This is a genomic window from Pandoraea horticolens, assembly GCF_902459555.1.
Lineage (GTDB): Bacteria > Pseudomonadota > Gammaproteobacteria > Burkholderiales > Burkholderiaceae > Pandoraea > Pandoraea horticolens.
Genome location: NZ_CABPSM010000001.1, coordinates 757,588 through 781,002 on the forward strand (window position 1 = coordinate 757,588; position 23,415 = coordinate 781,002).

Annotated in this window: 20 protein-coding genes and 1 pseudogene; 12 read left to right on the top strand and 9 right to left on the bottom strand. The window is 65.0% G+C overall.

The genetic code is table 11. The annotated features are described in order from the left end of the window. Positions 1 to 52: 52 nt before the first annotated feature. The 3 genes from dapA to edd all read right to left on the bottom strand — a co-directional run bounded on the left by dapA (position 53) and on the right by edd (position 3,438). Positions 53 to 934 carry a 4-hydroxy-tetrahydrodipicolinate synthase gene (gene dapA, locus PHO31112_RS03520; protein WP_150619190.1) on the bottom strand — a complete coding sequence of 294 codons (882 nt, stop codon included), beginning with the start codon at positions 932 to 934 and terminating at the stop codon, positions 53 to 55. A gap of 66 nt (positions 935 to 1,000) precedes the next feature. Continuing rightward, on the bottom strand, positions 1,001 to 1,465 hold the full coding sequence (locus PHO31112_RS03525; RefSeq protein WP_150619191.1) for a hypothetical protein: 465 nt from the start codon (positions 1,463 to 1,465) through the stop codon (positions 1,001 to 1,003). 143 nt (positions 1,466 to 1,608) lie between these two features. Beyond that, positions 1,609 to 3,438, bottom strand: a complete 1,830-nt coding sequence (gene edd / locus PHO31112_RS03530) for a phosphogluconate dehydratase (protein WP_174995496.1) — start codon at positions 3,436 to 3,438, stop codon at positions 1,609 to 1,611. 278 nt (positions 3,439 to 3,716) lie between these two features. On the opposite strand from edd, the gene zwf reads away from it, so the two are divergent. The 7 genes from zwf to PHO31112_RS03565 all read left to right on the top strand — a co-directional run bounded on the left by zwf (position 3,717) and on the right by PHO31112_RS03565 (position 12,009). Then, on the top strand, positions 3,717 to 5,192 hold the full coding sequence (gene zwf, locus PHO31112_RS03535; protein ID WP_150619192.1) for a glucose-6-phosphate dehydrogenase: 1,476 nt from the start codon (positions 3,717 to 3,719) through the stop codon (positions 5,190 to 5,192). 76 nt (positions 5,193 to 5,268) lie between these two features. Next, positions 5,269 to 5,946: a 6-phosphogluconolactonase gene (gene pgl, locus PHO31112_RS03540; protein ID WP_150619193.1), complete on the top strand. Its 678-nt coding sequence runs from the start codon at positions 5,269 to 5,271 to the stop codon at positions 5,944 to 5,946. Then, a complete protein-coding gene (locus PHO31112_RS03545) occupies positions 5,924 to 7,804 on the top strand; it encodes a bifunctional transcriptional regulator/glucokinase (protein ID WP_150619194.1) in 1,881 nt (626 codons plus the stop codon). The genes pgl and PHO31112_RS03545 overlap by 23 nt, the downstream gene beginning before the upstream one ends. 149 nt (positions 7,805 to 7,953) lie before the next feature. After that, on the top strand, positions 7,954 to 8,535 hold the full coding sequence (locus tag PHO31112_RS03550; protein ID WP_150619195.1) for a MarR family winged helix-turn-helix transcriptional regulator: 582 nt from the start codon (positions 7,954 to 7,956) through the stop codon (positions 8,533 to 8,535). Between the two features lie 46 nt (positions 8,536 to 8,581). Continuing rightward, entirely contained in the window at positions 8,582 to 8,791 is a 210-nt protein-coding gene (locus PHO31112_RS03555; RefSeq protein ID WP_150619196.1) for a dodecin, read from the top strand. A 162-nt stretch (positions 8,792 to 8,953) separates the two neighbouring features. Then, entirely contained in the window at positions 8,954 to 10,453 is a 1,500-nt protein-coding gene (locus tag PHO31112_RS03560; protein ID WP_150619197.1) for an AMP nucleosidase, read from the top strand. A 179-nt stretch (positions 10,454 to 10,632) separates the two neighbouring features. Further along, on the top strand, positions 10,633 to 12,009 hold the full coding sequence (locus tag PHO31112_RS03565) for a GntT/GntP/DsdX family permease (RefSeq protein WP_150619198.1): 1,377 nt from the start codon (positions 10,633 to 10,635) through the stop codon (positions 12,007 to 12,009). 106 nt (positions 12,010 to 12,115) lie between these two features. Here PHO31112_RS03565 and PHO31112_RS03570 read toward each other — a convergent pair whose 3' ends face one another. The 3 genes from PHO31112_RS03570 to PHO31112_RS03580 form a co-directional block, all read right to left on the bottom strand. Next, on the bottom strand, positions 12,116 to 13,369 hold the full coding sequence (locus tag PHO31112_RS03570; RefSeq protein WP_150619199.1) for an Hsp70 family protein: 1,254 nt from the start codon (positions 13,367 to 13,369) through the stop codon (positions 12,116 to 12,118). 100 nt (positions 13,370 to 13,469) lie between these two features. Continuing rightward, the gene (locus tag PHO31112_RS03575; protein WP_150619200.1) at positions 13,470 to 14,858 is read right to left on the bottom strand and encodes an MFS transporter; all 1,389 of its coding nucleotides are present in this window, start codon (positions 14,856 to 14,858) and stop codon (positions 13,470 to 13,472) included. 213 nt (positions 14,859 to 15,071) lie between these two features. Next, positions 15,072 to 16,298, bottom strand: a complete 1,227-nt coding sequence (locus PHO31112_RS03580) for a cytochrome P450 family protein (protein ID WP_150619201.1) — start codon at positions 16,296 to 16,298, stop codon at positions 15,072 to 15,074. Between the two features lie 207 nt (positions 16,299 to 16,505). On the opposite strand from PHO31112_RS03580, the gene PHO31112_RS03585 reads away from it, so the two are divergent. Beyond that, positions 16,506 to 17,141, top strand: coding sequence for an ArsR/SmtB family transcription factor (locus tag PHO31112_RS03585; RefSeq protein ID WP_246177714.1), 636 nt, complete (start codon positions 16,506 to 16,508; stop codon positions 17,139 to 17,141). Positions 17,142 to 17,206: 65 nt separating this feature from the next. Here PHO31112_RS03585 and PHO31112_RS03590 read toward each other — a convergent pair whose 3' ends face one another. Next, a complete protein-coding gene (locus tag PHO31112_RS03590) occupies positions 17,207 to 17,752 on the bottom strand; it encodes a glutathione peroxidase (RefSeq protein WP_150619203.1) in 546 nt (181 codons plus the stop codon). Positions 17,753 to 17,831: 79 nt separating this feature from the next. Here PHO31112_RS03590 and PHO31112_RS27060 point away from each other — a divergent pair, with 79 nt between their 5' ends. The 4 genes and pseudogenes from PHO31112_RS27060 to PHO31112_RS03600 all read left to right on the top strand — a co-directional run bounded on the left by PHO31112_RS27060 (position 17,832) and on the right by PHO31112_RS03600 (position 21,080). After that, positions 17,832 to 17,969 (top strand): hypothetical protein, encoded by a 138-nt coding sequence (locus PHO31112_RS27060; RefSeq protein ID WP_174995498.1) that lies wholly within the window; start codon positions 17,832 to 17,834, stop codon positions 17,967 to 17,969. A 110-nt stretch (positions 17,970 to 18,079) separates the two neighbouring features. Continuing rightward, positions 18,080 to 18,820 (top strand): annotated as a pseudogene (locus PHO31112_RS28105) (tetratricopeptide repeat protein); the annotation flags it as partial. A gap of 213 nt (positions 18,821 to 19,033) precedes the next feature. Continuing rightward, positions 19,034 to 20,212: a glycosyl transferase family 8 gene (locus PHO31112_RS28110; RefSeq protein ID WP_425495152.1), complete on the top strand. Its 1,179-nt coding sequence runs from the start codon at positions 19,034 to 19,036 to the stop codon at positions 20,210 to 20,212. A 55-nt stretch (positions 20,213 to 20,267) separates the two neighbouring features. Next, entirely contained in the window at positions 20,268 to 21,080 is an 813-nt protein-coding gene (locus PHO31112_RS03600; RefSeq protein ID WP_174995520.1) for an alpha/beta fold hydrolase, read from the top strand. Positions 21,081 to 21,129: 49 nt separating this feature from the next. On the opposite strand, the gene PHO31112_RS03605 is transcribed toward PHO31112_RS03600, so the two are convergent. Both PHO31112_RS03605 and PHO31112_RS03610 read right to left on the bottom strand, forming a co-directional pair. After that, a complete protein-coding gene (locus PHO31112_RS03605; protein ID WP_150619206.1) occupies positions 21,130 to 21,999 on the bottom strand; it encodes an NmrA family NAD(P)-binding protein in 870 nt (289 codons plus the stop codon). 57 nt (positions 22,000 to 22,056) lie between these two features. Beyond that, positions 22,057 to 23,394, bottom strand: a complete 1,338-nt coding sequence (locus PHO31112_RS03610) for an FAD-dependent oxidoreductase (protein WP_150619207.1) — start codon at positions 23,392 to 23,394, stop codon at positions 22,057 to 22,059. Between the last annotated feature and the right edge of the window lie 21 nt (positions 23,395 to 23,415).

A 23,415-nucleotide genomic window follows, 5' to 3' on the forward strand; every position in this document is an offset into this window, starting at 1 on the left:
TAAGGGCTTTCAGGCGACGTACTTGGCGCGCGGTGACGGAGGGTGTCCGGATTCAGAACGCCATCGTCACTTCGAGTTGGGTGTCGATCTCTCTGCGAAGCGCGGGCGTGCAAGGCATGAGCGGACGGCGAACCGTCTCCGGGCAAAGCCCCAGTGAAGCGAGCGCGGCTTTGATCGCCACCGGGTTCGGCTCGGAAAACAGCCGGCGAATGAGCGGCTTCATCCCGTTGAAGAGCGTTGCCGCGTGGCCCATGTCGCCCTCACGCACGTAGCGGAGCAGCTTCAGATAGAGGTCGGGCCGAACGTGAGCCGCCGCCGAGATGCACCCGACGGCTCCCGCTTGCAGCGCGGGCAGCAACTGCATGTCGTCGCCGCACAGCACGCGCATGGTGACCTGCGACGGCAAATGCAGGAGCGGATGCGTGTCGCATTCCTTGATTGCCGCGAACGCGTCGTGCGACGCCAGTTCTCGGATCGTCTCCACCGCAAGCGTCACCCCCGTGCGTAGCGGCACGTTATAGAGCACGAGCGGTTTGCGCGCGCCGGCCGCCAACGTTCGGTAGTGCCAGAGAATGCCCTCCTGCGACGGGCGCAGATAGTAAGGCGGAGGTACGAGATATCCGGCAAGCGGCAGGTCTTCGATATTGCGAATTTGCTGCGCGGTATTGGCCGTATCGGCCGCGCCGACACCGGCTACCACCGGGGCATGTCCGTGCGCGAGATGGCAAGCCGTCTCGACGAGCCAGCGGCGCTCGTCGTCGTCCAGCAATGTGCCTTCGCCCGTCGTGCCGGCCACGACCAGGCCGTTTACTCCCGCAGCAAGGTAGTAGTCGACCAGACGCGCGAAGGCGTTGCGATCGATCTGAGCGCCATTGGCGCCGGTCATGGGCGTGACGAGTGGAATCCACACGCCTTCGAAGATGGCTGTGTTCATATCAGAGGGAACAGAGTTATTCGGGGAGCGCGAGACGCATCGAAGCGACGTCGGAATGCCGGGGGCTTAGGCCGCAGCGCGCAGACGCAACGCGCCAAACTCGGCTTCCGGTAACGATTGCATGACGACGTGCATTGCCCGGGAGGCTTCGATACGCGGCAACGCAATCGACACCACGGCCGCAGTATCGCGCCGGATCGGACGAATCGTCTCGACGCGCCACGGCAGCGGCAGACTCATCGCCAACGTGATGGCGAGCGTCGAGACGGCTGCGCGGCTGAGCGTGATGTCGAGCGTTGCGTCGAGGCGAACGCGAGGGGTGTGTCGATTGCGTTGCCGCGGTGTCGCGAAAACGTCGGTCGGGGGAAGGGGTTGCGTGCTCGCCGGCGTGGCGGCGATGGCGGTGCCGGTAACGGTAGCCGAAGCGCGCGCCGCAGGGGCGGGCGTGGCGCCGTAGGTGTGGAAAGCGTCGGCCGGTATGGCGTTCGCACCAGGAGGTTCGAGTCTGGCGCGCTGAGCGATGGTAGGCATGGCAACGTGTCGATTCACGACAAGAGTGACAACGAGGCCAGTCTAGGGACGCGCAGATAAAAACGGCGTCAAGATTTTGACGCCTTGCAGACAAGGGGCAGAGGCGCGTGCGGCGGCGCTACGCCTCAGCGCTGCGATGGATATTACGCGTCGTTGAACAGCACGCATGCACCGTGCGGTGCAGTGCCGACATTGTCGCGGAAGAGCCGGAACACGTTGCGCCACGGGTCGAACGGCCGCTGCGGCATGGGCTCCGGCGTGCGTGCGGCGAGCGTAGCGTCGTCGACTTCGCAATGCAGCACGTTCTTTTCGCAGTCGATGGTGATGATGTCGCCGTCCTGCACGCGCGCGAGCATGCCGCCTTGTTCCGCTTCGGGCGAGAGATGAATTGCCGCCGGCACCTTGCCCGATGCTCCGGACATTCGTCCGTCAGTCACAAGCGCCACATGGTGACCTTCGTCCTGAAGCAGGCCGAGCATCGGCATGAGCTTGTGCAACTCGGGCATACCGTTTGCGCGCGGCCCCTGGAAGCGCACCACGACGATGACGTCGCGCGTCAATTCGCCTGCCTTGAACGCGGCCTGTGCCGACTCCTGATCGGAGAACACGCGTGCCGGGGCGCGCACCGTCTGATGTTCCGGTTTGACGGCAGACGATTTGATGACCGCGCGTCCCAGATTGCCCTTGAGCATGCGCAACCCGCCCTCGCGGGCGAAGGGCCGGGATGCCGGCCGCACGATGTTCTCGTCGAGGCTGTCACGGGGGGCGTCTTGCCACGAGAGCACGTCGTCGTGCAGAAGGGCTTCCTGCGTATACGCGCGCAGACCGTGTCCCATGACCGTGGTCACGTCGTTGTGCAGGAAGCCGGCGTCGAGCAGTTCGCGAATAAGGAAATTCAGGCCACCGGCTGCGTGGAACTGATTCACATCGGCCTTGCCGCTTGGATAGACATGAGCAAGCAATGGCGTCACGTCCGACAGATCGGCGAAGTCCTGCCAGTCGAGCAGGATGCCGCCCGCATGGGCCATGGCGACGAGGTGCAGCGTATGGTTGGTCGAACCGCCCGTGGCGAGCAGACCGACAACGCCGTTGATGAACGCGCGTTCATCGAGAATGTGAGACGTATTGATGCCCGACTTCGCCAGCGCCACGGCGCGCGCGGTCGCCGCCTGTGTGAGCGCATGGCGCAGTGGCGTATGCGGATTGACGAACGACGCGCCCGGCAGATGCAGCCCCATGAACTCCATAAGCATCTGATTGCTGTTGGCCGTGCCGTAGAACGTGCAGGTGCCTTCCGTGTGATACGCGGCCAGTTCGGCGTCGAGCAGCGCCGCGCGCGTGATGCGCCCGGCGGCGTATTCCTGCCGGATGCGCGACTTCTCGTCGTTGGGCAACCCCGAGGGCATCGGGCCGGCCGGGGAGAACACGGCCGGCAGATGACCGAACGCTTGCGCAGCAATCACGAGCCCCGGCACGATCTTGTCACACACGCCGAGGAACATCGCGGCATCGAACATCTGGTGCGAGAGCGCGACGACCGAGGCCATGGCGATCACGTCGCGCGAGAACAGCGAGAGTTCCATCCCGGCGTAACCCTGCGTCACGCCATCGCACATCGCGGGCACGCCGCCGGCGACCTGCGCGCTCGCGCCGTGCGCCCGCGCAGCGGACTTGATGATGTCGGGGAACTCGACGAACGGCGCATGCGCCGAAAGCATATCGTTGTAAGCGGTGACGATGCCGATGTTGGGCGTGCGCTCGGAGCGGATCTTGAGACGGTCGTCGGCGGGGGCGGCGGCCAGGGCGTGCGCGAGGTTGGCGCACCCCAGCCTCTCGCGCCCGGGTTGCCCCTGCGTGGCCCGGGCGACGCCTTCCAGATAAGCCTGACGGGACGACCGGCTGCGCTCGATGAGGCGCCCGGTCACGCGCTCTACCACCGGATGCAGCGACACGTTGTGCGAAGACTGAGTCATGGTGATTCCGTGACGTTGTGGGGGCCGATGCAGGCGGCGCAACCGGCGCGTTAGACGCTGCGGCGCCGTTTGCATGCTGGCTCGACGTGATGCCCTGTCCTAAATCATCGGTCGATGATGTAGTCAAAGCACGAGATTTTGTTGATTATAAGTGTAGTTAAACTACAATACGGTGTCAAAGTTGCGCTTCTTCAGTGACATCAGAACGTCTGTCAAGTTCGGTTGTCGTCAGACGGTGTCGCTGAGGAGTGCCCGGTCGCACGGAGTCCACGCTCTCTATGAATACGCCCTCACCCTATACCTTTGTGTTGTTCGGCGCCACCGGCGATTTGTCGCTGCGCAAGGTGTTGCCCGCCCTGTTCCGGGCGTTCCGTACGGGCCAGTTGGGCTCGGACGCCGCCACCGATACCGGCCACATTCTGGCCGTCTCCCGCAAGCCGATGGACGCCGCTTCGTACCGTGCGTGGTGCGAAGCGCATGCGCGCGAGCACATCAAGCCCGACGTGTGGGACGAGGACGCCTGGAGGCGCTTTCTCGCCACCATCGACTATATGCCGCTCGATCTCGGCCGCGAGGATGAGTTCGGTGCGCTGGCCGAGCGTCTGGCACAGCGCAGGGGCGTGCGCATCTTCTATCTGGCGACCGGTCCCTCGCTATTCATCCCCATTTGCGAAGGGCTGCGCAGCGCCGGCCTCAACGAAAACAGCCGCATCGTGCTGGAGAAACCGCTGGGGCATGACCTGGCCTCGTCGGTGGCGATCAACGACGCCGTGGGCGCGATCTTCCGTGAAGACCAGATCTATCGCATCGACCATTACCTCGGGAAAGAGGCCGTGCAGAACCTGCTGGCGCTGCGCTTCGGCAATGCCATCTTCGAGCCGTTGTGGCGGCGCGAGTTGATCGAGAGCATTCAGATCACGATTGCCGAGGCCATTGGTGTCGAGGGGCGTGGTGAGTTCTACGAACAGACTGGTGCGTTGCGCGATATGGTGCAGAACCACTTGCTACAACTGCTGGCCATCGTGGCGATGGAGCCGCCGCTGTCGATGGACGCCGATGCCGTGCGTGACGAGAAGCTGCGCGTATTGCGTTCGCTGCGCCCGCTTAACGACGAAACGGTCGCCCGCAACGTGGTGCGCGGCCAGTATGGTGGCGGTGCCATCGACAAGTCTGCGGTGCCGGCCTACGTCGACGAGCCGGGGGTGCCGGCCGACAGCCAGACAGAGACGTTTGTCGCCCTGAAGGCCGAGATCGACAACTGGCGCTGGGCGGGCGTGCCGTTTTTCCTGCGCACCGGCAAGCGGCTCGGCGAGCGCGTGGCCGAGATCGTCGTCAACTATCGTGCGACGCCGTATCCGCTGTTGGGCGAGGCCACGGCGCACCCCGGCGCCAATCGTCTCGTGATTCGCCTTCAGCCGAACGAATCCATTCGCCTTTACTGTCTGGCGAAGCAGCCGGGCGAGGGGATGAATCTGCAATCGGTCCACCTCGATCTGGCGTTCGACCAGTTCTTCAAGGGACACAGGATGGACGCGTACGAGCGTTTGCTGCTCGACGTCATCAACGGCCGTCTCGCGCTCTTCGTCCGGCGAGACGAGCAGGAGCAGGCGTGGCGCTGGGTCGCGCCGATCCAGGCATATTGGTCGCGCCAGCACAAGGGGCCGAAGCGCTACGCGGCCGGAACGTGGGGGCCGCCGGCCGCGAGTGCGCTACTGGCGCAATACGGCACGGGCTGGGTCGAGGAAGATATTTGAGACGGATCGCCGGGCGAGTCACGGTCATCGTTCGGCGCAGCCGGTCCGCAGCCAAGGAAACCGGAGGCATACACATATGATTCATTGGCGCATATTCCCTACACGTGAAGCACAGGCGCTGGCCCTGGCCAATGCCGTCGCCGCGCGGCTCGACGAAGCGCTGACCATTCGTCCGCGCGCGCTGCTGGCCGTGTCGGGCGGTACAAGTCCCAAGGCATTTCTCGCGCAACTGGCGCAACTGCCCGTGGCGTGGCGAGACATTGCCATCACCCTCGTCGACGACCGCTGGGTGCCGCCCACGCATGCCGATAGCAACGCGCGTCTGGTCGCCGAGACACTGCTGCCCGGCGTAACGGGCGCGCAATGGTTGCCGCTTGTCGACATGGCGACCGACGCCGCGCTGCAAGTGCAAACCCTCAATGACACCTGGACGCATGGCGTGCCGCAAGTGTGCGTGCTTGGCATGGGCGAGGACGGACATACGGCATCGCTTTTCGCCGACGCACCGCAATGGCACGACGCCATTACCACTCACCGCAAGTTCGTCCTCGTACAGCCGCAGCACGCGCCGCATCTGCGCGTGTCGTGGTCGCTCACGGCACTGGCGGCTTGCGAGTGCCTCATTCTGCAGATTCAGGGCGCCGCCAAACGCGAAGTGCTGGAAGCCGCGCAAACCGAGGAACAGGACAACGCCATCTCCCGGCTGATTCACCGAGAAGGAGTAAAGATCGATGTCTTCTGGAGTGAAGAATAATTCGCCGCACTTGAGCGGTCCGCGACTGCTGGCCGACATCGGCGGCACCAACGCCCGTTTCGCACTGGAAATTGCACCCGGCGATCTCGTCGAGATCCGGGACTATGCCTGCGACGACTATCCCGGTGTTTCCGAAGTCATCCGCGCCTATCTCGACGAGGCCGATCACGCCGAGCCGGTGCTGCACGCCGCAATCGCCATCGCCAATCCCATCGAGGGCGATGAGATTCGCATGACAAATCGCGACTGGCGCTTTTCAATCGAGGCGACGCGCCGCGTGCTGGGCTTCGAGACATTGCTGGTCGTCAACGATTTCACTGCGCTCGCCATGGCGCTGCCTTACCTGTCGGATACGCAGAAGCGGCAGGTGGGCGGGAGCGAGCCGCAGCCCAACGGCGTCATTGGCCTGCTCGGCCCGGGGACCGGCGTTGGCGTGTCCGGCCTCATTCCGGCAGGCGATCGCTGGATCGCGCTCGGCAGTGAGGGCGGACACACGACCTTCGCCCCGGCGGACGAGCGCGAAATCGATGTGTTGCGCTACGCATGGCAGCACTTCCCGCATGTCTCGTTCGAGCGGCTGGTTGCCGGGCCCGGCATGGCGCTCGTTTATCAGGCGTTGGCCCGGCGTGAGGGACGTGAAGGGCGTGAGGTGAGGCCGCTGGAGACCCCCGCCATCGTGAAGCTCGCGCAAGGAGGCGATGCGCTCGCGCGTGAGACGGTCGACTGCTTCTGCGCGATGCTCGGCACGCTCGCGGGCAACGTCGCCGTCACATTAGGCGCCGTTGGCGGTGTGTATCTGGGCGGTGGCGTGATCCCGAAGCTCGGCAAGCTGTTCGAGAACTCGCCGTTTCGCCAGCGCTTCGAGGCGAAGGGCCGTTTCGAAGGCTATTTGAAGAAGATTCCGACGTACGTCATCACGGCCGATCACCCGGCGTTTCTCGGCACTTCCGCCATTCTTGCCGAGCAACTCGGCACGCATGCGGCGGGGGCGGGCGCGTTGATCGACCGCCTGCATCGGTTGCGCGACCGGCTGAGTCCGGCCGAACAGCGTGTGGCGGAACTCACGCTCAGGCAGCCGCGCGCATTGCTCGCGGAGCCGGTATCGGAAATCGCCCGTCTGGCACGAGTGAGCCAGCCCACGGTTATCCGATTTTGCCGCAAGCTCGGTTGCCAGGGCCTGTCGGACTTCAAGCTCAAACTCGCGAGTGCGTTGACCGGCACGCTGCCGGTGCGCCACGGACAGGTGCACGTGGGCGACTCGGCGGCGGAGTTCGGTGCAAAGGTGCTCGACAACACCGTGTCGTCGATTCTCCAGATGCGTGAGCATCTGGACGCGCGCACGGTCGAGGCGGCCGTCACGCTGCTCGACGGCGCGCGCCGCATCGAGTTCTATGGGCTCGGCAATTCCGGCGTGATCGCGCAGGACGCCCACTACAAGTTCTTCCGTTTCGGCATGCCGACCATCGCTTATGGCGATCCGTATCTGTTGCAGGCGTCGGCGGGGTTGCTGGGAGACGGTGACGTGGTAGTCGCGATTTCCGCGTCGGGGCGCTCGGCAGACCTGAACCGTGCCGTCGACATCGCCGTGGCACGCGGCGCGAAGGTGATTGCGCTCACCGCGCGCAACTCGCCGCTCGCGCGCAAGGCGACACTCGTCCTGCCAAACGACCACGTCGAGACGATGGGGGCGCACGTAACGATGATCGCGCGGATTCTACATCTCGCGGCCATCGACGTGCTGGCGGTTGGCGTTGCGATACGCCGCGCCGGGCCGGGGGCGGAGACGGCGGGCGAGGGCGCGCTCGACTGGCTGAGGCATGGCAGCGGTCAGAATGCGGACACGCCGGCAGCCGCCTGAACGCCGTTCGGGTTTCGGTCGATCCAAGCGGCAAATCGAATGGCCACGGCGGACACCGTGGCCATTCGTGCATAAAGGCGCTTGCGAAACACCGTACCGCAGCCTTGATGGCTTGATATTAGTTAATATGTTTAGCATAATGCTGGCGTATGAAAGTGTCCGATTCCGCCCAACGTTTCGGCTTTCTCGTGGCAGACGTCCAGCGTCTGTTCGGGCGCCGCTTAGAACAGTTTGCGCGACGCACGCTACCGATGACGCGTGCCCAATGCCGCCTGCTTGTCTACCTCGCCGACAATCGTGGCGTGAGTCGGGCAGTGTTGGGCGACATTCTCGAAACCCCGCCGCAGATGCTCGCCCGCATGCTCGATCGCATGGAAGAGGCGGGCTGGGTACGTCGCCGTCCTGACGCGCGAGACCCGCGCATCGAACGTCTGTTTATCACGCGCGCGGCTGTCGAGCAGTTGCAGGTTGCCCGCGCACTCTCCGACAAAGTGCGCAATGAGGCGCTTCATGGCCTGACGGCCTTCGAGACGGTGCAACTCATGCAATTGCTGCAAAAGGTGCGCCGCAATCTCATGAACGTCGTGCCGACGCCGCTCGATACCGTGGTGCCGGCGACGCTGCGTCGCGACCCGATCGTGTGCGAGAGCGATGACGGCAACACTGAGTCCGATCCCATCGACGGCCCCGACGGCCATCTGTCGGAATGCGCCGACTTGCACCCGCAGTAGCACACGCCTAGCATGGGAAGTCTCCAAACCAACCCCGGAGACTGTCATGACGAATCACGTGTACAAGCAGATCGAGCTGACCGGCTCGTCGACCCAGTCCATCGACGATGCCGTCAAATGCGCCATCGAGCGCGCGAGCAAGACGTTGCGCAATTTGAACTGGTTCGAGATCATCGAGACGCGCGGCCATATCGAGGACGGCAAGGTCGCTCACTGGCAGGTTACGCTCAAGGTCGGTGTGCGGCTCGAAGACTGACGCAGGCATGGTTCCCGCGACTGTCGACGTCCCGTGCTGCCTGCGCCGTGCGGCGCCTCGCCCCTGAGGCTCCGCATGACGCAGGGGCGCCGCGGACGTCATACAGTCGTGTCACAATAGGCGCATACTCGAAATAATGAAAAAGACAGAAGAGGTTTGCGCATGTCCGAACAAGAACCGGTCCATGCCACCCGATCAATCGCAGATCCGGTGGAAGCCGTCGCCTACCTGAAGACGATTTACGACGGCAACACGGCGTATCTTCGCGCCGCTTTCGAACGTTTTTCCACACAGAAAGATCAGGCGCGGCGGGTGAGCGCGCATTACCCGTTCATTCGCATCACGACGGAAGACATCACCCAACTGGACAAACGCCTGTCCTATGGCTTTGTGTCCGGCCCCGGCAGCTACCAGACGACCGTCACGCGGCCGGATCTGTTCGAGAGCTACTACATCGAGCAACTCCGGCGTCTGGCTCACAATCACGGCGTGGCGTTTGAAGTCGGCGTCTCCGACGAACCGATTCCCGTGCACTTCGCCTATCAGGACGGCGTGTACCTCGAAGGCGATCTCGATCAGACGCACTTGCGTGCCATGCGAACGGTCTTCGACGTGCCTGACCTCGCCACGATGGATGACAGTATCGTGAACGGCACGCGCGATCCGTTGCCTGACGAGATCCTGCCGCTTGCGTTGTTCACGGCGCCGCGCGTCGACTATTCGCTGCATCGTCTGCGCCATTACACGGCGACGTCGCCCGAGCATTTCCAGAACTACGTGCTCTTCACGAATTACCAGTTCTATATCGACGAGTTCGTCGAACTGGGCCGGGAACTGATGAGCGCAACGGACGATGCTGCAACGCGCGAGTACCGCAGCCAGTACACGGCATTCGTGGAGCCCGGCAACGTCACGCATTGGAATCAGAATATCGACGCGCGCGACTCGCAGGGCACGCCGCCGCCGCGGTTGCCGCAAATGCCTGCGTATCACCTCGTGCGCCCGGACAACACCGGTATCACGATGGTGAACATCGGCGTGGGGCCGTCCAACGCGAAGACCATCACCGATCACATTGCCGTGCTGCGCCCGCATGCGTGGGTCATGCTGGGACACTGCGCCGGGCTGCGTAACTCGCAGCGTCTGGGCGACTACTGCCTCGCGCACGGCTACGTGCGTGAGGATCACGTGCTCGACGACGATCTGCCGCTGTGGGTGCCGGTGCCGCCGCTGGCGGAGGTGCAAGTCGCGCTTGAGCGTGCGGTGGCCGATGTCACGCAACTCGACGACTTCGAACTCAAGCGCGTGATGCGCACGGGCACGGTGGTCACTGTCGACAATCGCAACTGGGAGTTGCGCGATCACCGCGAGCCGGTGCAGCGCATGAGCCAGAGCCGTGCGATTGCGCTCGACATGGAAAGCGCAACCATTGCGGCGAACGGTTTCCGTTTCCGGGTGCCGTACGGCACGTTGCTGTGCGTGAGCGACAAGCCGCTGCATGGTGAGCTGAAGTTGCCCGGCATGGCGGACCAGTTCTATCGCGAGCGCGTCGATCAGCATCTGAAGATCGGTGTGAAGGCGATGGAGCTGTTGCGCGACAATGGTCTGGATCGTCTGCACAGTCGCAAGCTGCGCAGCTTCAACGAGGTCGCGTTCCAGTAACGCGGCCCGGCGGTCGCGATGTTTCGACGACTGAAACTCGCCGCCGCCCCCCTCGCGCCCCGTGTCACGGGGCCTTGCAGCCCGTGCATGCACGCGGTTGCCTCCGGTAGCACAATGCCCGCACACACCGGCCGCAAGTGGCGCGCCGGTGTTCTCGTTTCCCGTCATCAAGGATCATCGTGGAGCTAGTCAACCACGTCGTGCCATGGGCAGCGCACGACACCCGCCTTCTGCTGTCCTGTCTCGTCGGCCTCGTGGCCATCATCGTTTTCATCAGCGCCCTCAAGCTGTCGCCTTTTCTGTCGATCCTGATCGGCACGTTCATCGCCGGTCTCGGCGCGGGATTACCGCTCGACGCGGTGGCCGGCGCGTTCAGCAAGGGGGCGGGCGGCCTGCTGGGTGACGCCGGCATGATTATCGCGCTGGGGGCCATGCTCGGGGCGTTGATGGCCGACACCGGGGCGGCCGACCGGATCGTGACGGTTCTGCTCACCTTCGCGAAGGGATCGGCGCTACCGTGGATGATGGCGCTGGTTGCGATGATCGTCGGCTTGCCGCTGTTCTTCGAAGTGGGTCTGGTGATGATGGTCCCGATCATCTTCGTGATGGCGCGCCGGGCCAATACGCCAATCCTTCGCGTAGCGATTCCGGCACTCGCGGGCATGACCACGCTGCACGCGCTGGTGCCGCCGCACCCAGGGCCGCTGATCGCCGTCTCGGCGTTACACGCGGATCTGGGCATGACGATGGGACTCGGCCTGCTCATCGCCATTCCTGCGGTGATTCTGGCGGGCCCGCTGTATGGCATGTGGCTCGCACCGCGTTTGCATGTCGAAGCGCCACAACAACTGGGCGAGCTGTTCACCAAGCGCGATGACGATGTGGCGCCGCCGCCCTTTGCGGCGGCGTTGCTGGTGATTCTGTTGCCCGTCGTGCTGATGCTGGGTCGCACACTGGCGAAGATCGCGCTGACGCCCGAGACACCGCTGTTCGACGCGCTCAATTTTCTGGGCGAGCCGATCATTGCGCTGGCACTGACGGTCGTCGTCGCTATCGTCGTGCTGGGGTGGAGCCGTGGCTTGCCACGCGCCGGAGTGGGCGAGACGCTGCGCCGTGCCTTGCCGCCGATTGCCGGGCTGTTGCTCACCATCGGGGCAGGTGGGGGCTTGAAGCAGGCGCTAGTGACAGCGGGCATTGCCACGACCATCGGCAAGGTGGCCGTCGGCACGCATATGCCGCTCATTCTGTTGGCCTGGCTGATTGCCGTGGCGTTACGTCAGGCGACGGGGTCGGCGACGGTGGCCACGACCACCACTGCGGGTATCGTTGCGCCGCTGGTGATGCATCTGCCGCCGGTGCAAGGTTCGCTCATCGCGCTGGCGATCGGGGCGGGATCGGTGTTCTTCTGCCACGTCAACGACGCCGGTTTCTGGATGGTGCGCGAGTACTTCGGACTCAAGCTCAAGGAGACGCTGTGGGTCTGGTCGGTATTGCAGACCATCGTGTCCGTCGTGGGATTGGCGATGACGCTGCTGCTCTGGCAGGTCTTCGTCTGACCTGATCGATCTGATTGCCGCATGGCATGAAAAGAGCGCGCAGACCTTTCGGTCGCGCGCTTTTTTTACCATCGCCAGACGGCGCCGGCACAAGCGGGGGAGAGGCTCAGGAAAACACGCGCTTGGCGTGAATGCCTAGACCCAGCGCCACGCTGGCGAGACGATCGCCGAAGACCGGTGTGGCTTTCGGGAAGGCCGCGCACATCGCGCTGGACAGGCAGCGCAGCCCGGTGGAACCCCCCGTGAAATAGAGGGCATCGACATCTTCGGGGCGCAATCCCGCCAGCGCAGCCGTGTGCACGGCACCTGCGGCGATGCTCGCGATTTCGTCGCTGACCGCTTCGATCAGTCCCGCTTCCGAGAACGCAACGGCCAGCTCGCGTTCGATCACGGACAGGTCGATGCTCGTCTCACCGCCCGACGACACCTCGATCTTCGCGTCTTCGGCATGACCGACCAGCGCGTGCCCGAGGCGTTGCTCTACGGTGCGCATGAGGCGCCGGTGATGCGCCGGATCGGCGTACAGATGCGCCGTGAGCGCGAGTTCGCCAACGCGCTTGGGCGTGTAGACGGTATTGACGAGGTGCCACGTCGCCAGATCGAAATAGATCCGGTTGGGCACTTCCTTGCCGTCCGGGCCGAGCGCTTTGTAGCCGAGTTCGCGAAGGATCGTGGCCAGTTCGATGCGCCGGTCGAAGTCGGTGCCGGCGATGTGCACGCCGTGGTGAGCGAGCACGTCGCCCTTGCGCTCCAGATGGTGAGCGCGCTCCGGTCCGACGCGAACGAGCGAGAAGTCCGACGTCCCGCCGCCGATGTCGACGACAAGAACTTGCTGCTCGCTGGTCAGGCGCGACTCGTAATCGAATGCGGCGGCAATCGGCTCGAACTGGAACTGGACGTCCTGGAATCCCACATCGCGCGCGCTTTGCTCGAGCGAGCGTTGCGCTGCGGCGTCGGCGCGCGGGTCGTCGTCGACGAAGAACACCGGGCGGCCCATGACCACCTGGCGCAGATCGCCGCCGTCTGCCTTGAGCGCGTGCGTGCGCAGATGGCGCAGGAATGTGGCGATGATGTCGATGTAGCGCATCGCCGAGCCGTTGCCGAGATCGGTGGTGCTCTCGATCAGGGAGGAGCCCAGCAGGCTTTTGAGCGAGCGCATCAGGCGCCCGTCGTAGCCATCGACATAATCGGAGACGGCTTGACGGCCGAACGAGGCGCGGCCGCCTTCGTCGGCGTTGAAAAATACGGCGGTCGGCAGCGTGCCGTAGCCGGCTTCCAGTTCGACCAGACGCATGGTCGCGCCGTCTTGCACGGCGACGGCGGAATTCGAAGTGCCGAAATCGATGGCGCAAAAACTCATGGCGTTTGCGGCCCACGCAGGCGAGCCGTAAAAGGTCGGCAGTGTAGCACGGCCGGGCGGGCGGCCGGGTGAACGCGTCGGGACCGCCCGTGCGCGGCTGTCATCCGCGAGACGATTTCGCATCCGGCTGGGCGGACGGCAATGTGCGCAGGCTGCTCACCACGGCGGCTACCGCCGCGAACGCGGCGGCGAGGTACAGCGACGCCCGGGTGCCGAAGCCTTCTGGCGAAACGCTGAAAACGAGGGCGACGAGCGCGGCACCGGTCGTCTGTCCGGTCAGGCGTGCGGTGCCCAGCATACCGCTGGCGCCGCCGCTGCGATGGGCCGGGGCGGACATGATCATCGCGTAATTGTTGGGCGACTGGAAGAGGCCGAAGCCGAAACCGCACAGGGCCATGCGCCAGACGATATCGATCGGATGCGGGTGCGCGGGCAACAGGGCGAGCGCGAGCAGGCCGAGCGCGAACGCGGCCAGACCGATTCCACCGAGCAGGCCCGGCTTGTAGTACTCGAGCAGGCGTCCGGCCAGCGGCGCGACGACAACGATGGTGAGCGGCCACGCGGTCATCAGCAAGCCGGTCTGAACGTGATCGAAGCCGAGGGTGTCCTGAAGGAAGAAGGGCAGCGAGACGAACGCGAGCATTTGCGCGCAGAACGACGCCATCGAGGTGCAGATCGACAGCCCGAAAATCGGGATGCGCAGCAGGTCGACGGGCAGCAGCGGGACGGGCTGGGTGCGTTGGCGTCGCACGAAGACCGTACCGATGGCGATGGCGGCAACGAGTTCGACGGCCACGAGCCAATATTCTTGCCCGTGTCCGAAAGCGTCGATTCCGGAGATGAGCAACCCGAAGGTGAGCGCGCTCAACACGGCGCCGGCCCAATCGAACGGATGCGAGGCGCGGGCGGTGTCGGGCAGCGAGCGGACGGCGATGGCTAAGGCGACGATGCCGAGCGGCACATTGATGGCGAAGAGCCACGGCCAGTGCGCGATGGACAGCACCCCGGCGGCAATCGTCGGACCCGCAGCGGACGACACCGCCACGATGAGCGAGTTGAGCGCGACCCCGCGCCCAAGCCAGCGCGCTGGGTAGATGGCTTTCACGAGCGCGGTGTTCACACTCATGATGCCGGCCGCGCCAAAGCCTTGGGCCACGCGTGCGAGCGTGAGCGTGACGAGTGAGTCCGAGAGGGCGCAGGCCAGCGAGGCGACCGTGAAGAGTGCCAGACCGACGGTGTAGACGCGGCGGTAGCCCACGATCTCGCCCAACGCGGCAAACGGTAGCAGTGAGATGGTAATGGCGAGCTGGTAGGCGTTGACGATCCAGATCGACGTGGCCGGACTCGCGTTCAGATCGCGCGCGATGGTGGGCAGCGCGACGTTCGCAATGGCGCTGTCGAGCACCGCGAGCGAGATGGCGAGCATGACGGTTGCAATGGCCCAGAGCCGGGCGGGCATGGGCATGCCGTCAGTGTGTGTGTCGGACATGAGAGCAGCGGAAGTCGAAACGGTCGCGCGTCCGAACGTCGTGACGCACAGGCGCGAAAGAAAACAGCCATCCTGCCCGAAATCCTGGAATGGAGCCGTATCGTCGCGCAAAGCCTTGTGTTTACAGGGATTTCAGACGACGAAGTCTGTTTTATCTGGTGGAATTATTATTTCGCTAAATAAAACTAAATCCGAACAGGCAAAAAGCACGTGTCAGGACGACGGGCCGTCCTCATGAAAACGCGCGATACGAACATTGCCGAGCGGGTGATAGGCGATGCCGTTGGCGATCGACACCAGATCGACATCGCCGTCGAGAATCGTTTGTACGCCGACGGCCGCAATCGTACTGGCAGGCGAGCGTCCGGGGCATGTGTGCGCGCCGTGTCCGAAGGTCCATGCGGGGCTCTCGGGCGAGGCAACGGCAGATCCCGCAGCAAGCACGACGAGTATCGAGTCGCCGCGCGCCAGCGTCCGTTCGTCGACGATGGCGCTCGCGTGCAGAAAGCGCCGGGTGTTCTGTACAGGCGGATCGCGCCGGATGACGTCTCCGACAGCCGCGATGGCGACGCCCAGATTGGCCGGAAGCGCCGTGCGGCCGGCGCCGGCCGGCGGTGTTGGCAACATGTGCCGCGCAAGCCTGCGCAAACTATTGGCCACGAGTCCCGCGCAAGCGTCGTGCGTTTGCGTGAAGAGGCCGACGATATTCGCCGTGAGAGCGCGATAGTCGACGGCGTCATCGCGTGCGGCACACCGGGCGGTGTCATGCAACCAGGTGTCTGAGCCGACGTGATGGTCGAGCCAGCGTACTGCACGGCCTCGCATCGTTGCGGCGGCGCTATGTCCGCGCGCCAGCACGTCGGTACGTGGAGAGGGCTTTGCTGATTCCGCCATGGCGGCGACGAGCTTGCGGACATCGTCATAAACGTCCGCCCACTGCGGGGAAGGAACGCCGAGCCATGCGGCGAGCGCGTAAATCGGCTGACGAAAGACGAAGTCGTCGAGGCGGGCGGTGAGGGTTTCGCCGCACGCGAGGTAGGCGTCCGAGCAAGCGGCTTGGCTCGCCTCTCGTAGTGCGGCGAGTGTGGCGCGATCGGCGTGTAGCGTGGAGAGGCGTGTCTTCAACCACGGTTTCATTGCGGCATGCGCGATCCCGTCGTTCATGCGGACGAGTGCACCGAACCAGCCGCCAGCGGCACCGTCGGCCAAGGCGGCGGGCACCGTGGCCCCGGCAGGCCGAACGCCGCAGGCGGGGTGACCGAGCACGGCCGCCAATGCTTGCGGCCCGGCGGCGACCCACATGCCGAGCGAGGCGTCGAAATCGAACGGACGCCGTTGCGCAAGCGACTCGTAGTATGGGTACGGATTCGGGTGGACGACTGCAGCCAACGCGTTGGCCGGAGGCGGTACGGTAGCGAAATCGACGTTGGCAGCGAACATGGCAGGGCGTCTCTACAGGAGGTCTCGACGGTGCTTATCTTCAGGCGCTATCTGTTCTGCATGCTTCATGATGCGCTGAAGTGTCGATCGGATTCGCGGGCCTATACTGCGGTTCATGTTCTTCACGGGAGTCTGTCTGTGGACATTGCAAGAGATCATGCCCCCGGTGTTAGTTCGCTGGCGGCGCTGCTCGCGGACGCGGGCCGCATGACCATGCTCTGGGCGTTGATGGATGGCTCGGCTCGCCCGGCGGGCGAACTGGCGTTGGCCGCCGGGCTTTCCCCTTCCAGCGCCAGCGGGCATCTGGCGCGTCTTGTGGATGGCGGTGTGCTTGCGCAAGAAGCGCGCGGACGGCACCGTTATTTCCGCATCGCCACGCCGGAGACGGCGGCCGCCATCGAAGCCCTGGCCAGCGCCGTGTTGGCGACGAGAGAACTGCGCCCGCGTGCGGTGCCGGTCAGCCGCGCCACGCCCGTCCCGCTACGTCACGCACGCACTTGTTACGACCATCTTGCCGGTGAGGTCGCCGTAGCGCTTTTCGAGCGGATGCGAGCGCACCGCTGGCTTCGAATCGACGGCAGCGACGTTGCGCTGACCGATGCGGGCGCCACTGGCCTCACGGCCCTCGGCGTCGACGTGTCTTCCGCCCGTGCTCGCCGTCGGCGCTTCGCCTGCACCTGTCCCGATTGGAGCGAGCGCAAGCCACATCTCGGCGGCGCGCTGGGCGCGGCATTGCTCAGCACATGCCTGCACGCCAAGTGGCTCGAACCCACGCGTGAGCCGCGCGCATTGCGCGTCACGCCGCTGGGTGAACGCCAGCTATCGGCCATCGCACGGTCTTGATCCGTTGCGACACGAATCCATGACGCGCGTGCGGCTCAGGGGATGACGAGTCCCCCGTGCGCGGCTTACTTGGCCAATTCGGCGTCGATGGCAGCCACGAGACGCGGATCGTCGGCCTTCACGTCCGGCGAGAAGCGGGCCACGACCTGACCGTTACGGCCGATCAGGAACTTCTCGAAGTTCCAAAGCACGTCGGCGGGGTTCTCGCGCTCGACACCAAATCCTTTCAGACGCTCACGGAACGGGCCTTCGCCAATGGCCTCGGGCTGTGCCGCGACAAGCGCCGTGTAGAGCGGGTGACGATCGTCGCCCAATGCCGAGAGCTTCGCGAACAGCGGGAACGTGACGTTGTATTGCGTCGTGCAGAACTCGAGGATTTCGGCGTCGGTACCCGGCTCCTGACCCTTGAAATTGTTCGCGGGGAAGGCCAGCACTTCGAGGCCGGCGGCGCGTTTCTCTTCGTAAAGACGCTCGAGGCCTTCGTATTGCTGCGTCAGGCCGCACTTCGACGCAACGTTGACGACCAGACGCACTTTGCCGGCGTAATCGCCCAGCGTTGCGGCGGCGCCGTTGTTGCGATTGACGGTAATGGTTTCGATGTTCGTGCTCATGGGAATTCCCTGTCTTTGATTTGATTGGTCAGGCGAGTGTAGCGCAAGCCCGTGACGCGCGCTGAGGGCGGCCGTCCCGATGAATATCGGCGTCGAGCAGATCTCGCGTGTGCAGTCCGAAAGCGCGTGGCGTATTGGCCGCGCCATTGTCGGTGGTAGTGCGGGCTCGGGCTTCGTGTCGCATACGGGTATCGTGCGCGTGCAGCAGCGTTTCTGATCGCCCGACACGTTCGGGCAGTGGACAGTGCCGGCGGCCGCAGTCATTGACAGGGCTGCGACCGCCGTGAAAGTATCGCGCAGTGTCCACCGCTCCCCGATTCCTTTCCGATGTCTTCCCCTTCGTCGTCCCCTGGCACGTTGACTTTCGCGCAGGCGATTGCGCTGGCGCAATCGCATTGGCAAGCGGGGCAGGCCCCGCAGGCGGAGGTGTTGTGCCGACGTGTGCTGGAGGTGTCGCCCGAGCATCCCGACGCGCACTATCTGCTGGGCCTGATGGCGCATGCCTATGGCAAGCTGGACGTGGCCATCGACCATCTTCGGGTGACCTGTCGGGCACCGGACGCGTCCGCGTCCAGCTGGTCGGATCTCGCCGAGATGTGCCGACAGGCGGGGCGTCTCGAGGAGGCGCTGGCGGCGGCTCGCCGGGCCGTCGACGTCGATCCGGCGTTCGTTGCCGGATGGAACAACCTGGGAATCGTGTTGCAGGAGACCGGGCAGCTCGAAGAGAGCCTGACATGTCTCACGCGCGTGAGCGAACTGATGCCGGCGTCGGCGGACGCCCAGAACAATCTCGGCAATACCGCGCGTCTGCTGGGGCGGCTGACCGCCGCCGAGACACACTATCGCCGCGCCCTTGAGTGCGATCCGGAACGTGCCGACGCGCACAGTAATCTGGCGTCGCTGCTCAGTGCGCAACAGCGCTTTGCCGAGGCGGAGACGCTGGCGCGCCGCGCCATCGAACTGGCCCCGCAGTTTGTCGACGCCTACCGCAATCTCGCCGACGTCGAACTCGCGCGAGGCAACGTGGCGGCGGCACTGCAGACCGTTGAGGTGATGTCGGCGTTTGCGCCGAAGCATCCGTCGACGCTCGTGGCGCGTGCGCGAATTCTGCGTCTCGTCGGGCGACTGGACGAGGCGCTGGCGAATGCCCGCGAAGCGCTCGCGCTCCTGCCCGAGAGCGCCGATGCGCGGGCGGCGCTTTGCATTGTCGAGGCGGACGTCGCGGCGCGCGAGGCAACGGGCGCGGCTCGCCCCTCCATCGCCAGCCTCCCACCGAACCATGTGCCCGAGTCGCCGGATCTCACCGCCATTTACGAAGCGGTCGTTGCACGTGTGCACGCGCAGGACTACGAGCGGGCCGAGACGATGCTCCGCGAAGTCGTGGCGACGGACGCCGCCCCCATGTCCCTGTGGCGACTGCTCGCGGTCGTGCTGCGTGCGCAGGGAAAGGCACGGGAAGGGCGAGACTTGCTCGACATGCTCGCACGTCAGGTGCCCGGTGATCTGTCGAATCGCTTCGACCTTGCCGAAGTGCTGCTCTTGCTGGGGGACTTCGAACGCGGCTGGCGTGAGTACCGCTATCGCTACAGCCTTGAACATACCCAGTCCATCGAGCGCAAGGTGCAGCGCCCGCGATGGGACGGTCGGCCGATTCCCGGCCAGACGCTCCTCATTCACGACGAGCAGGGCTTTGGCGACACATTCCAGTTCATGCGCATGGCGCGCTGGGCACGCGAGCGCAGTCAGGCGCGCGTGATTTTCGAGGTCAATCCCGAGACGTTTTCGATTGCGAAACGCATGTGGGGCGATGAGGATATCGTCGCTCGCGGGACGTTGCCTGTGACGTTCGACCAGCATTGCGAACTGATGAGCTTGCCGATGGCAATGGGCCTGACGCTTGCCGATCTGCCCGGCGACGTGGCTTATCTCAGCCCCGATGCACAGCGCGTTGCCCATTGGCGCGAAAGGCTGGCCGACGTGCCGAGACCGTGGGTCGCCATGGTGTGGGCCGGCCGCCCGGAGCACACCAACGACAGCAATCGTTCCATGCCGCTCAAGCAACTCGCCCCGCTGGGCGCGAGCGGGGCGACGTTCCTGTCGATTCAGAAGGGGCCGGCGTCGGCGCAGGCAAATACGCCGCCCGACGGCATGTCGATGGTGTCGTTGAGCGATGAAATTCGTGATTTTGAGGACACCGCCGCGATTCTGCATCTCGCCGATTTGCTGATTTCGGTCGATTCGTCGCCGGTGCATCTGGCGGGAGCGATGGGGCGTGCGGTGTGGGTGTTGTTGCCGTTCGTGCCCGATTGGCGCTGGTTGCTCGATCGGGACGACACGCCTTGGTACCCCGGCATGCGCCTGTTCCGTCAGGAGGCTCGCGCGCAATGGGCGCCTGTCGTCGAGCGCATGGCGCAGGCGCTCAAGCAGTTCGTGGCCGAGCGGCGCGATGACGCGGCTTGATCGAGGCGGTTACCGGCGCGGCGCCGGATCGTGGCGCGCTCTGCTCTGCGGGAGCATGCTGGGGCTGGCGTTGCTGGCTTCCGGCTGCGCCAGTCTAGATCGCGACGCGCACGCCGAGTCGCTTGCCAACCCCGCCGGACTGCAACGGGAAGTGCTCGCGGCGGGCGACTTCCGCCTTACTGTGTTCTCGCGCATCGGCCGTACCGATAAGCCGCTGCGTATCTACATCGAAGGCGACGGTCTTGCCTGGGTCTCGCGCTCGGAGCCGTCGCTCGATCCGACTCCGGTCGCCGCGACCGGTTTGGCGCTTGCGGCGGCCGACCCATCGGCCAATGTCGCCTATCTGGCACGGCCCTGCCAGTTCACACCGATGCCGGACAATCCTCGCTGTCAGGTCGCGTACTGGACCGGTAAGCGCTTCGCGCCCGAAGTTGTCGATGCGATGGACGCGGCCGTCGGGCAGTTGACGGCGCGTGTGCCGGGGCAGCCTGTGGAGCTTGTCGGCTATTCGGGCGGCGGCGCCATTGCCGTGCTGGTGGCGGCCCGTCGGCACGACATCGCCACCCTACGCACGGTGGCGGGCAATCTCGACGTCGAGTATGTCAATCGATTGCACCGGGTCTCGCCGATGCCTGCGTCGCGCAATCCCAGCGATGTCGCGCGGCAGGTTGCCGGCATTGCGCAGATCCATTACAGCAGCGCACAGGATGCGGTCGTGCCGCCGGAGGTTGCGCGCCGCTTTGCGTCGGCCGCAGGAGGGACGTGCGTGAAGACGCGCGTTGTGAGCGACCTGGCCCACGACGGCGATTGGGCGCAACGATGGCGCGAGTTGCTCGCGCAAACGCCGGTTTGCGACGCTCGCCGGTAACTGCGCGATGAGGTGGTGAGCGCGAAGTGGGGGGCGTTAAGGAACCGCGTCAGCTTTCCCGCACCAATGCGGCAATCGCTTCCACGAGCGTGACCTCGCCGCGTAGCGTATGTTGGCCACCATCTCGAAACCGGAAGCCATCGTTATCGCTATTGAAACCGTCCAGCATTTGAATGCGCGGCAGCGGGTTGCGCATGCCCTGCGCGCGGAACAGCGGGTCCCAACCGGCACGCGGCACGGCCTCGGCACGAACGTCTCGAACCAGCGCACGGGCGAGTGCTGCCGCAATGTCGTCGGGCGAGTAGCGATCCGGTCCTTCGATTTCCCAGATGCGTTCGTCTGTGAAGTGTTCCCGCATGGCGCGCGCGGCGAAATGACCGACGTCGCTCGTCGAGACCATCGGAATCGCCCGATCCACCGGTTGCAGATAACTCGGCAACTCGCCGCGCTCGCGTGCGGGCGCGATGTCCCATGCGAAGTTCTCCATTAGCCAGGCAGGACGCAGGAACGTCACCGGCAGCGAGAGCGACACCATCGCCGTCTCGAACATGTGCAGTGCCGTGAGCAGGCTGGGAGATTCGCAATCCGCGCCGATGCTCGAAAGGCACACCACGCGCTTTGGTCGCGTGGTCGCCAGCGCTTGGCGGATGGTGTCGATCAGATGCCGCGCGTGCGAGAAGTCCGGCTCGGGGTCGGCGTTCGGTGGAAGCATGACGAATACCGCTTCGCTATTGCGAAAGGCGTTCGTGAGCGCACCGACATCGCCGCTTTCGGCGACCGCGATTTCACCGCCGAGTGTCGCCCATCGACTGGATTTGACCGGGTCTTGAACGACAGCCCGCAGTGGCAGACCTGCCGTGAGCAGGTCGTGCCCGATGACGCCGCCAACTCGCCCCGTGATGCCCATTACGGTGTACATGGTCACTCCTTGCGCGCAGTAACGTTGCCGTAAAAGTAACACGGGAGCGGCGCCGTCTCATAAATGGATGGCGTCGACCGCGGGTTGCGCAGGAGCGTTCGGCGGGGGACGACGGGCATTGAGCAGCGCGGCCCCTGCGTCGGCCAGACGCACGGCTTCGCGCGCGCGTTCGCACATATCGCGCTCGTACGCAGCGATGGCTTGCGCCAATGTGCTGTGTCCTTGCGCCACGGCGTGCAGATGTTCGGCCAGTTGCGCGGCATCGCGCAGTGCCGTGTTCGCACCGAGTCCACCAGCAGGACTCATCGTGTGCACTGCATCTCCCAGACCGGTGATCCCGTCGACCTGCCATGGCAGCGGGCTGGTGGTGCTGCGCACGGGCATCGTACGGATGGTGTCGGGAACCGCGTGCGCAAACAGTGAGCGCAGGTGCGGATGCCAGGACTCGGTAAGCGCCTCGATGCGGGAGAGCGGGGCCGGGCCATGCAACTCGTCGTTTGCGTTTGGAGCGCTCAGCAGCTTTTGCGATGGGCCAATGAACGCCCAGTAGAGGTAATCGGATACCGGTGACAGTGGCATCCGGTCGGGGGCGATGGCGGGCGAGGAGGCGGCGTCGCCACCGGGTTGGCGGCGAAACAGCATGGCTTCGATGACGACGGCGAAGCCGTCTGCAAATACCACCGTGCTGCCTTCCATCACCGTGGCTTCGCCGTGGCCGTCCATCAGCACGAGCAGGGCAGTGGATAGCGGCGTCAGGCCGTAGCAGCAGACATTGCCGGTGTCGCGGGGTGTCATGCCCGGCAGCACGTATTCGCGCACGCGGGAGTGGCTTCCGTCGGCCGCAACGACGAGGCCCGGCGCGCTGCACGATCCGTCTTCGAAGTGGGCGATGTGACGGCCGTCGTCCGTGGTTGTCGTGCGCGAAAACGATTTGCCGAAGTGCACACGATCAAGAATGCCGTCGAGCAGAATCTCGCGAAGCGTCTGCCGATGCAGACTGAGGTCGCCGGGGATGCCCTCCGGCGGCGCTGTTCGGCGAGCGGCGGCAGAGAGGGCGCGGCGGCGAGGCCTGGCGGCACCGGTATCGGTGTGCGCATCGTGCCAACTCGGTGGCAAGGTGACGTCGGCGTTGTCGAGTTGCGGTGTGACGAAGCGCCCGCCGGTACGTGCCACGGCGGCGCGCTGACGCACTCGTTCGACTTGGCCATCGGGCATGCATTGGGTGAGGGCATCGAGGCCGTTGGCGTCGATGCGCAGGCGGTAGCCCTGGAAACGGGCTGCGGGCGCGTCGTCGCGTTCGTAGACGTCGAACGAAATCCCCGCGCGGCGGAGCCCCTGAGCGAGGCACAGGCCGCCCAGACCCGCGCCGATGATGGTGACATGTAAGGCAGACATGATTTCGAATGTGCCGCCCGG

Coding starts and splice junctions, on each gene's coding strand:
- PHO31112_RS03590 (WP_150619203.1), bottom strand. CDS start 17,752: ATGAGCACGAACATCGAAACCATTACCGTCAATCGCAACAACGGCGCC.
- PHO31112_RS27060 (WP_174995498.1), top strand. CDS start 17,832: ATGAATATCGGCGTCGAGCAGATCTCGCGTGTGCAGTCCGAAAGCGCG.
- PHO31112_RS03545 (WP_150619194.1), top strand. CDS start 5,924: ATGTCTTCTGGAGTGAAGAATAATTCGCCGCACTTGAGCGGTCCGCGA.
- PHO31112_RS03580 (WP_150619201.1), bottom strand. CDS start 16,298: ATGTTCGCTGCCAACGTCGATTTCGCTACCGTACCGCCTCCGGCCAAC.
- PHO31112_RS03570 (WP_150619199.1), bottom strand. CDS start 13,369: ATGAGTTTTTGCGCCATCGATTTCGGCACTTCGAATTCCGCCGTCGCC.
- PHO31112_RS03600 (WP_174995520.1), top strand. CDS start 20,268: ATGCTGGGGCTGGCGTTGCTGGCTTCCGGCTGCGCCAGTCTAGATCGC.
- dapA (WP_150619190.1), bottom strand. CDS start 934: ATGAACACAGCCATCTTCGAAGGCGTGTGGATTCCACTCGTCACGCCC.
- PHO31112_RS03610 (WP_150619207.1), bottom strand. CDS start 23,394: ATGTCTGCCTTACATGTCACCATCATCGGCGCGGGTCTGGGCGGCCTG.
- PHO31112_RS03575 (WP_150619200.1), bottom strand. CDS start 14,858: ATGTCCGACACACACACTGACGGCATGCCCATGCCCGCCCGGCTCTGG.
- zwf (WP_150619192.1), top strand. CDS start 3,717: ATGAATACGCCCTCACCCTATACCTTTGTGTTGTTCGGCGCCACCGGC.
- PHO31112_RS03550 (WP_150619195.1), top strand. CDS start 7,954: ATGAAAGTGTCCGATTCCGCCCAACGTTTCGGCTTTCTCGTGGCAGAC.
- PHO31112_RS03525 (WP_150619191.1), bottom strand. CDS start 1,465: ATGCCTACCATCGCTCAGCGCGCCAGACTCGAACCTCCTGGTGCGAAC.
- pgl (WP_150619193.1), top strand. CDS start 5,269: ATGATTCATTGGCGCATATTCCCTACACGTGAAGCACAGGCGCTGGCC.
- PHO31112_RS03585 (WP_246177714.1), top strand. CDS start 16,506: ATGACCATGCTCTGGGCGTTGATGGATGGCTCGGCTCGCCCGGCGGGC.
- PHO31112_RS03560 (WP_150619197.1), top strand. CDS start 8,954: ATGTCCGAACAAGAACCGGTCCATGCCACCCGATCAATCGCAGATCCG.
- edd (WP_174995496.1), bottom strand. CDS start 3,438: ATGACTCAGTCTTCGCACAACGTGTCGCTGCATCCGGTGGTAGAGCGC.
- PHO31112_RS03555 (WP_150619196.1), top strand. CDS start 8,582: ATGACGAATCACGTGTACAAGCAGATCGAGCTGACCGGCTCGTCGACC.
- PHO31112_RS03605 (WP_150619206.1), bottom strand. CDS start 21,999: ATGTACACCGTAATGGGCATCACGGGGCGAGTTGGCGGCGTCATCGGG.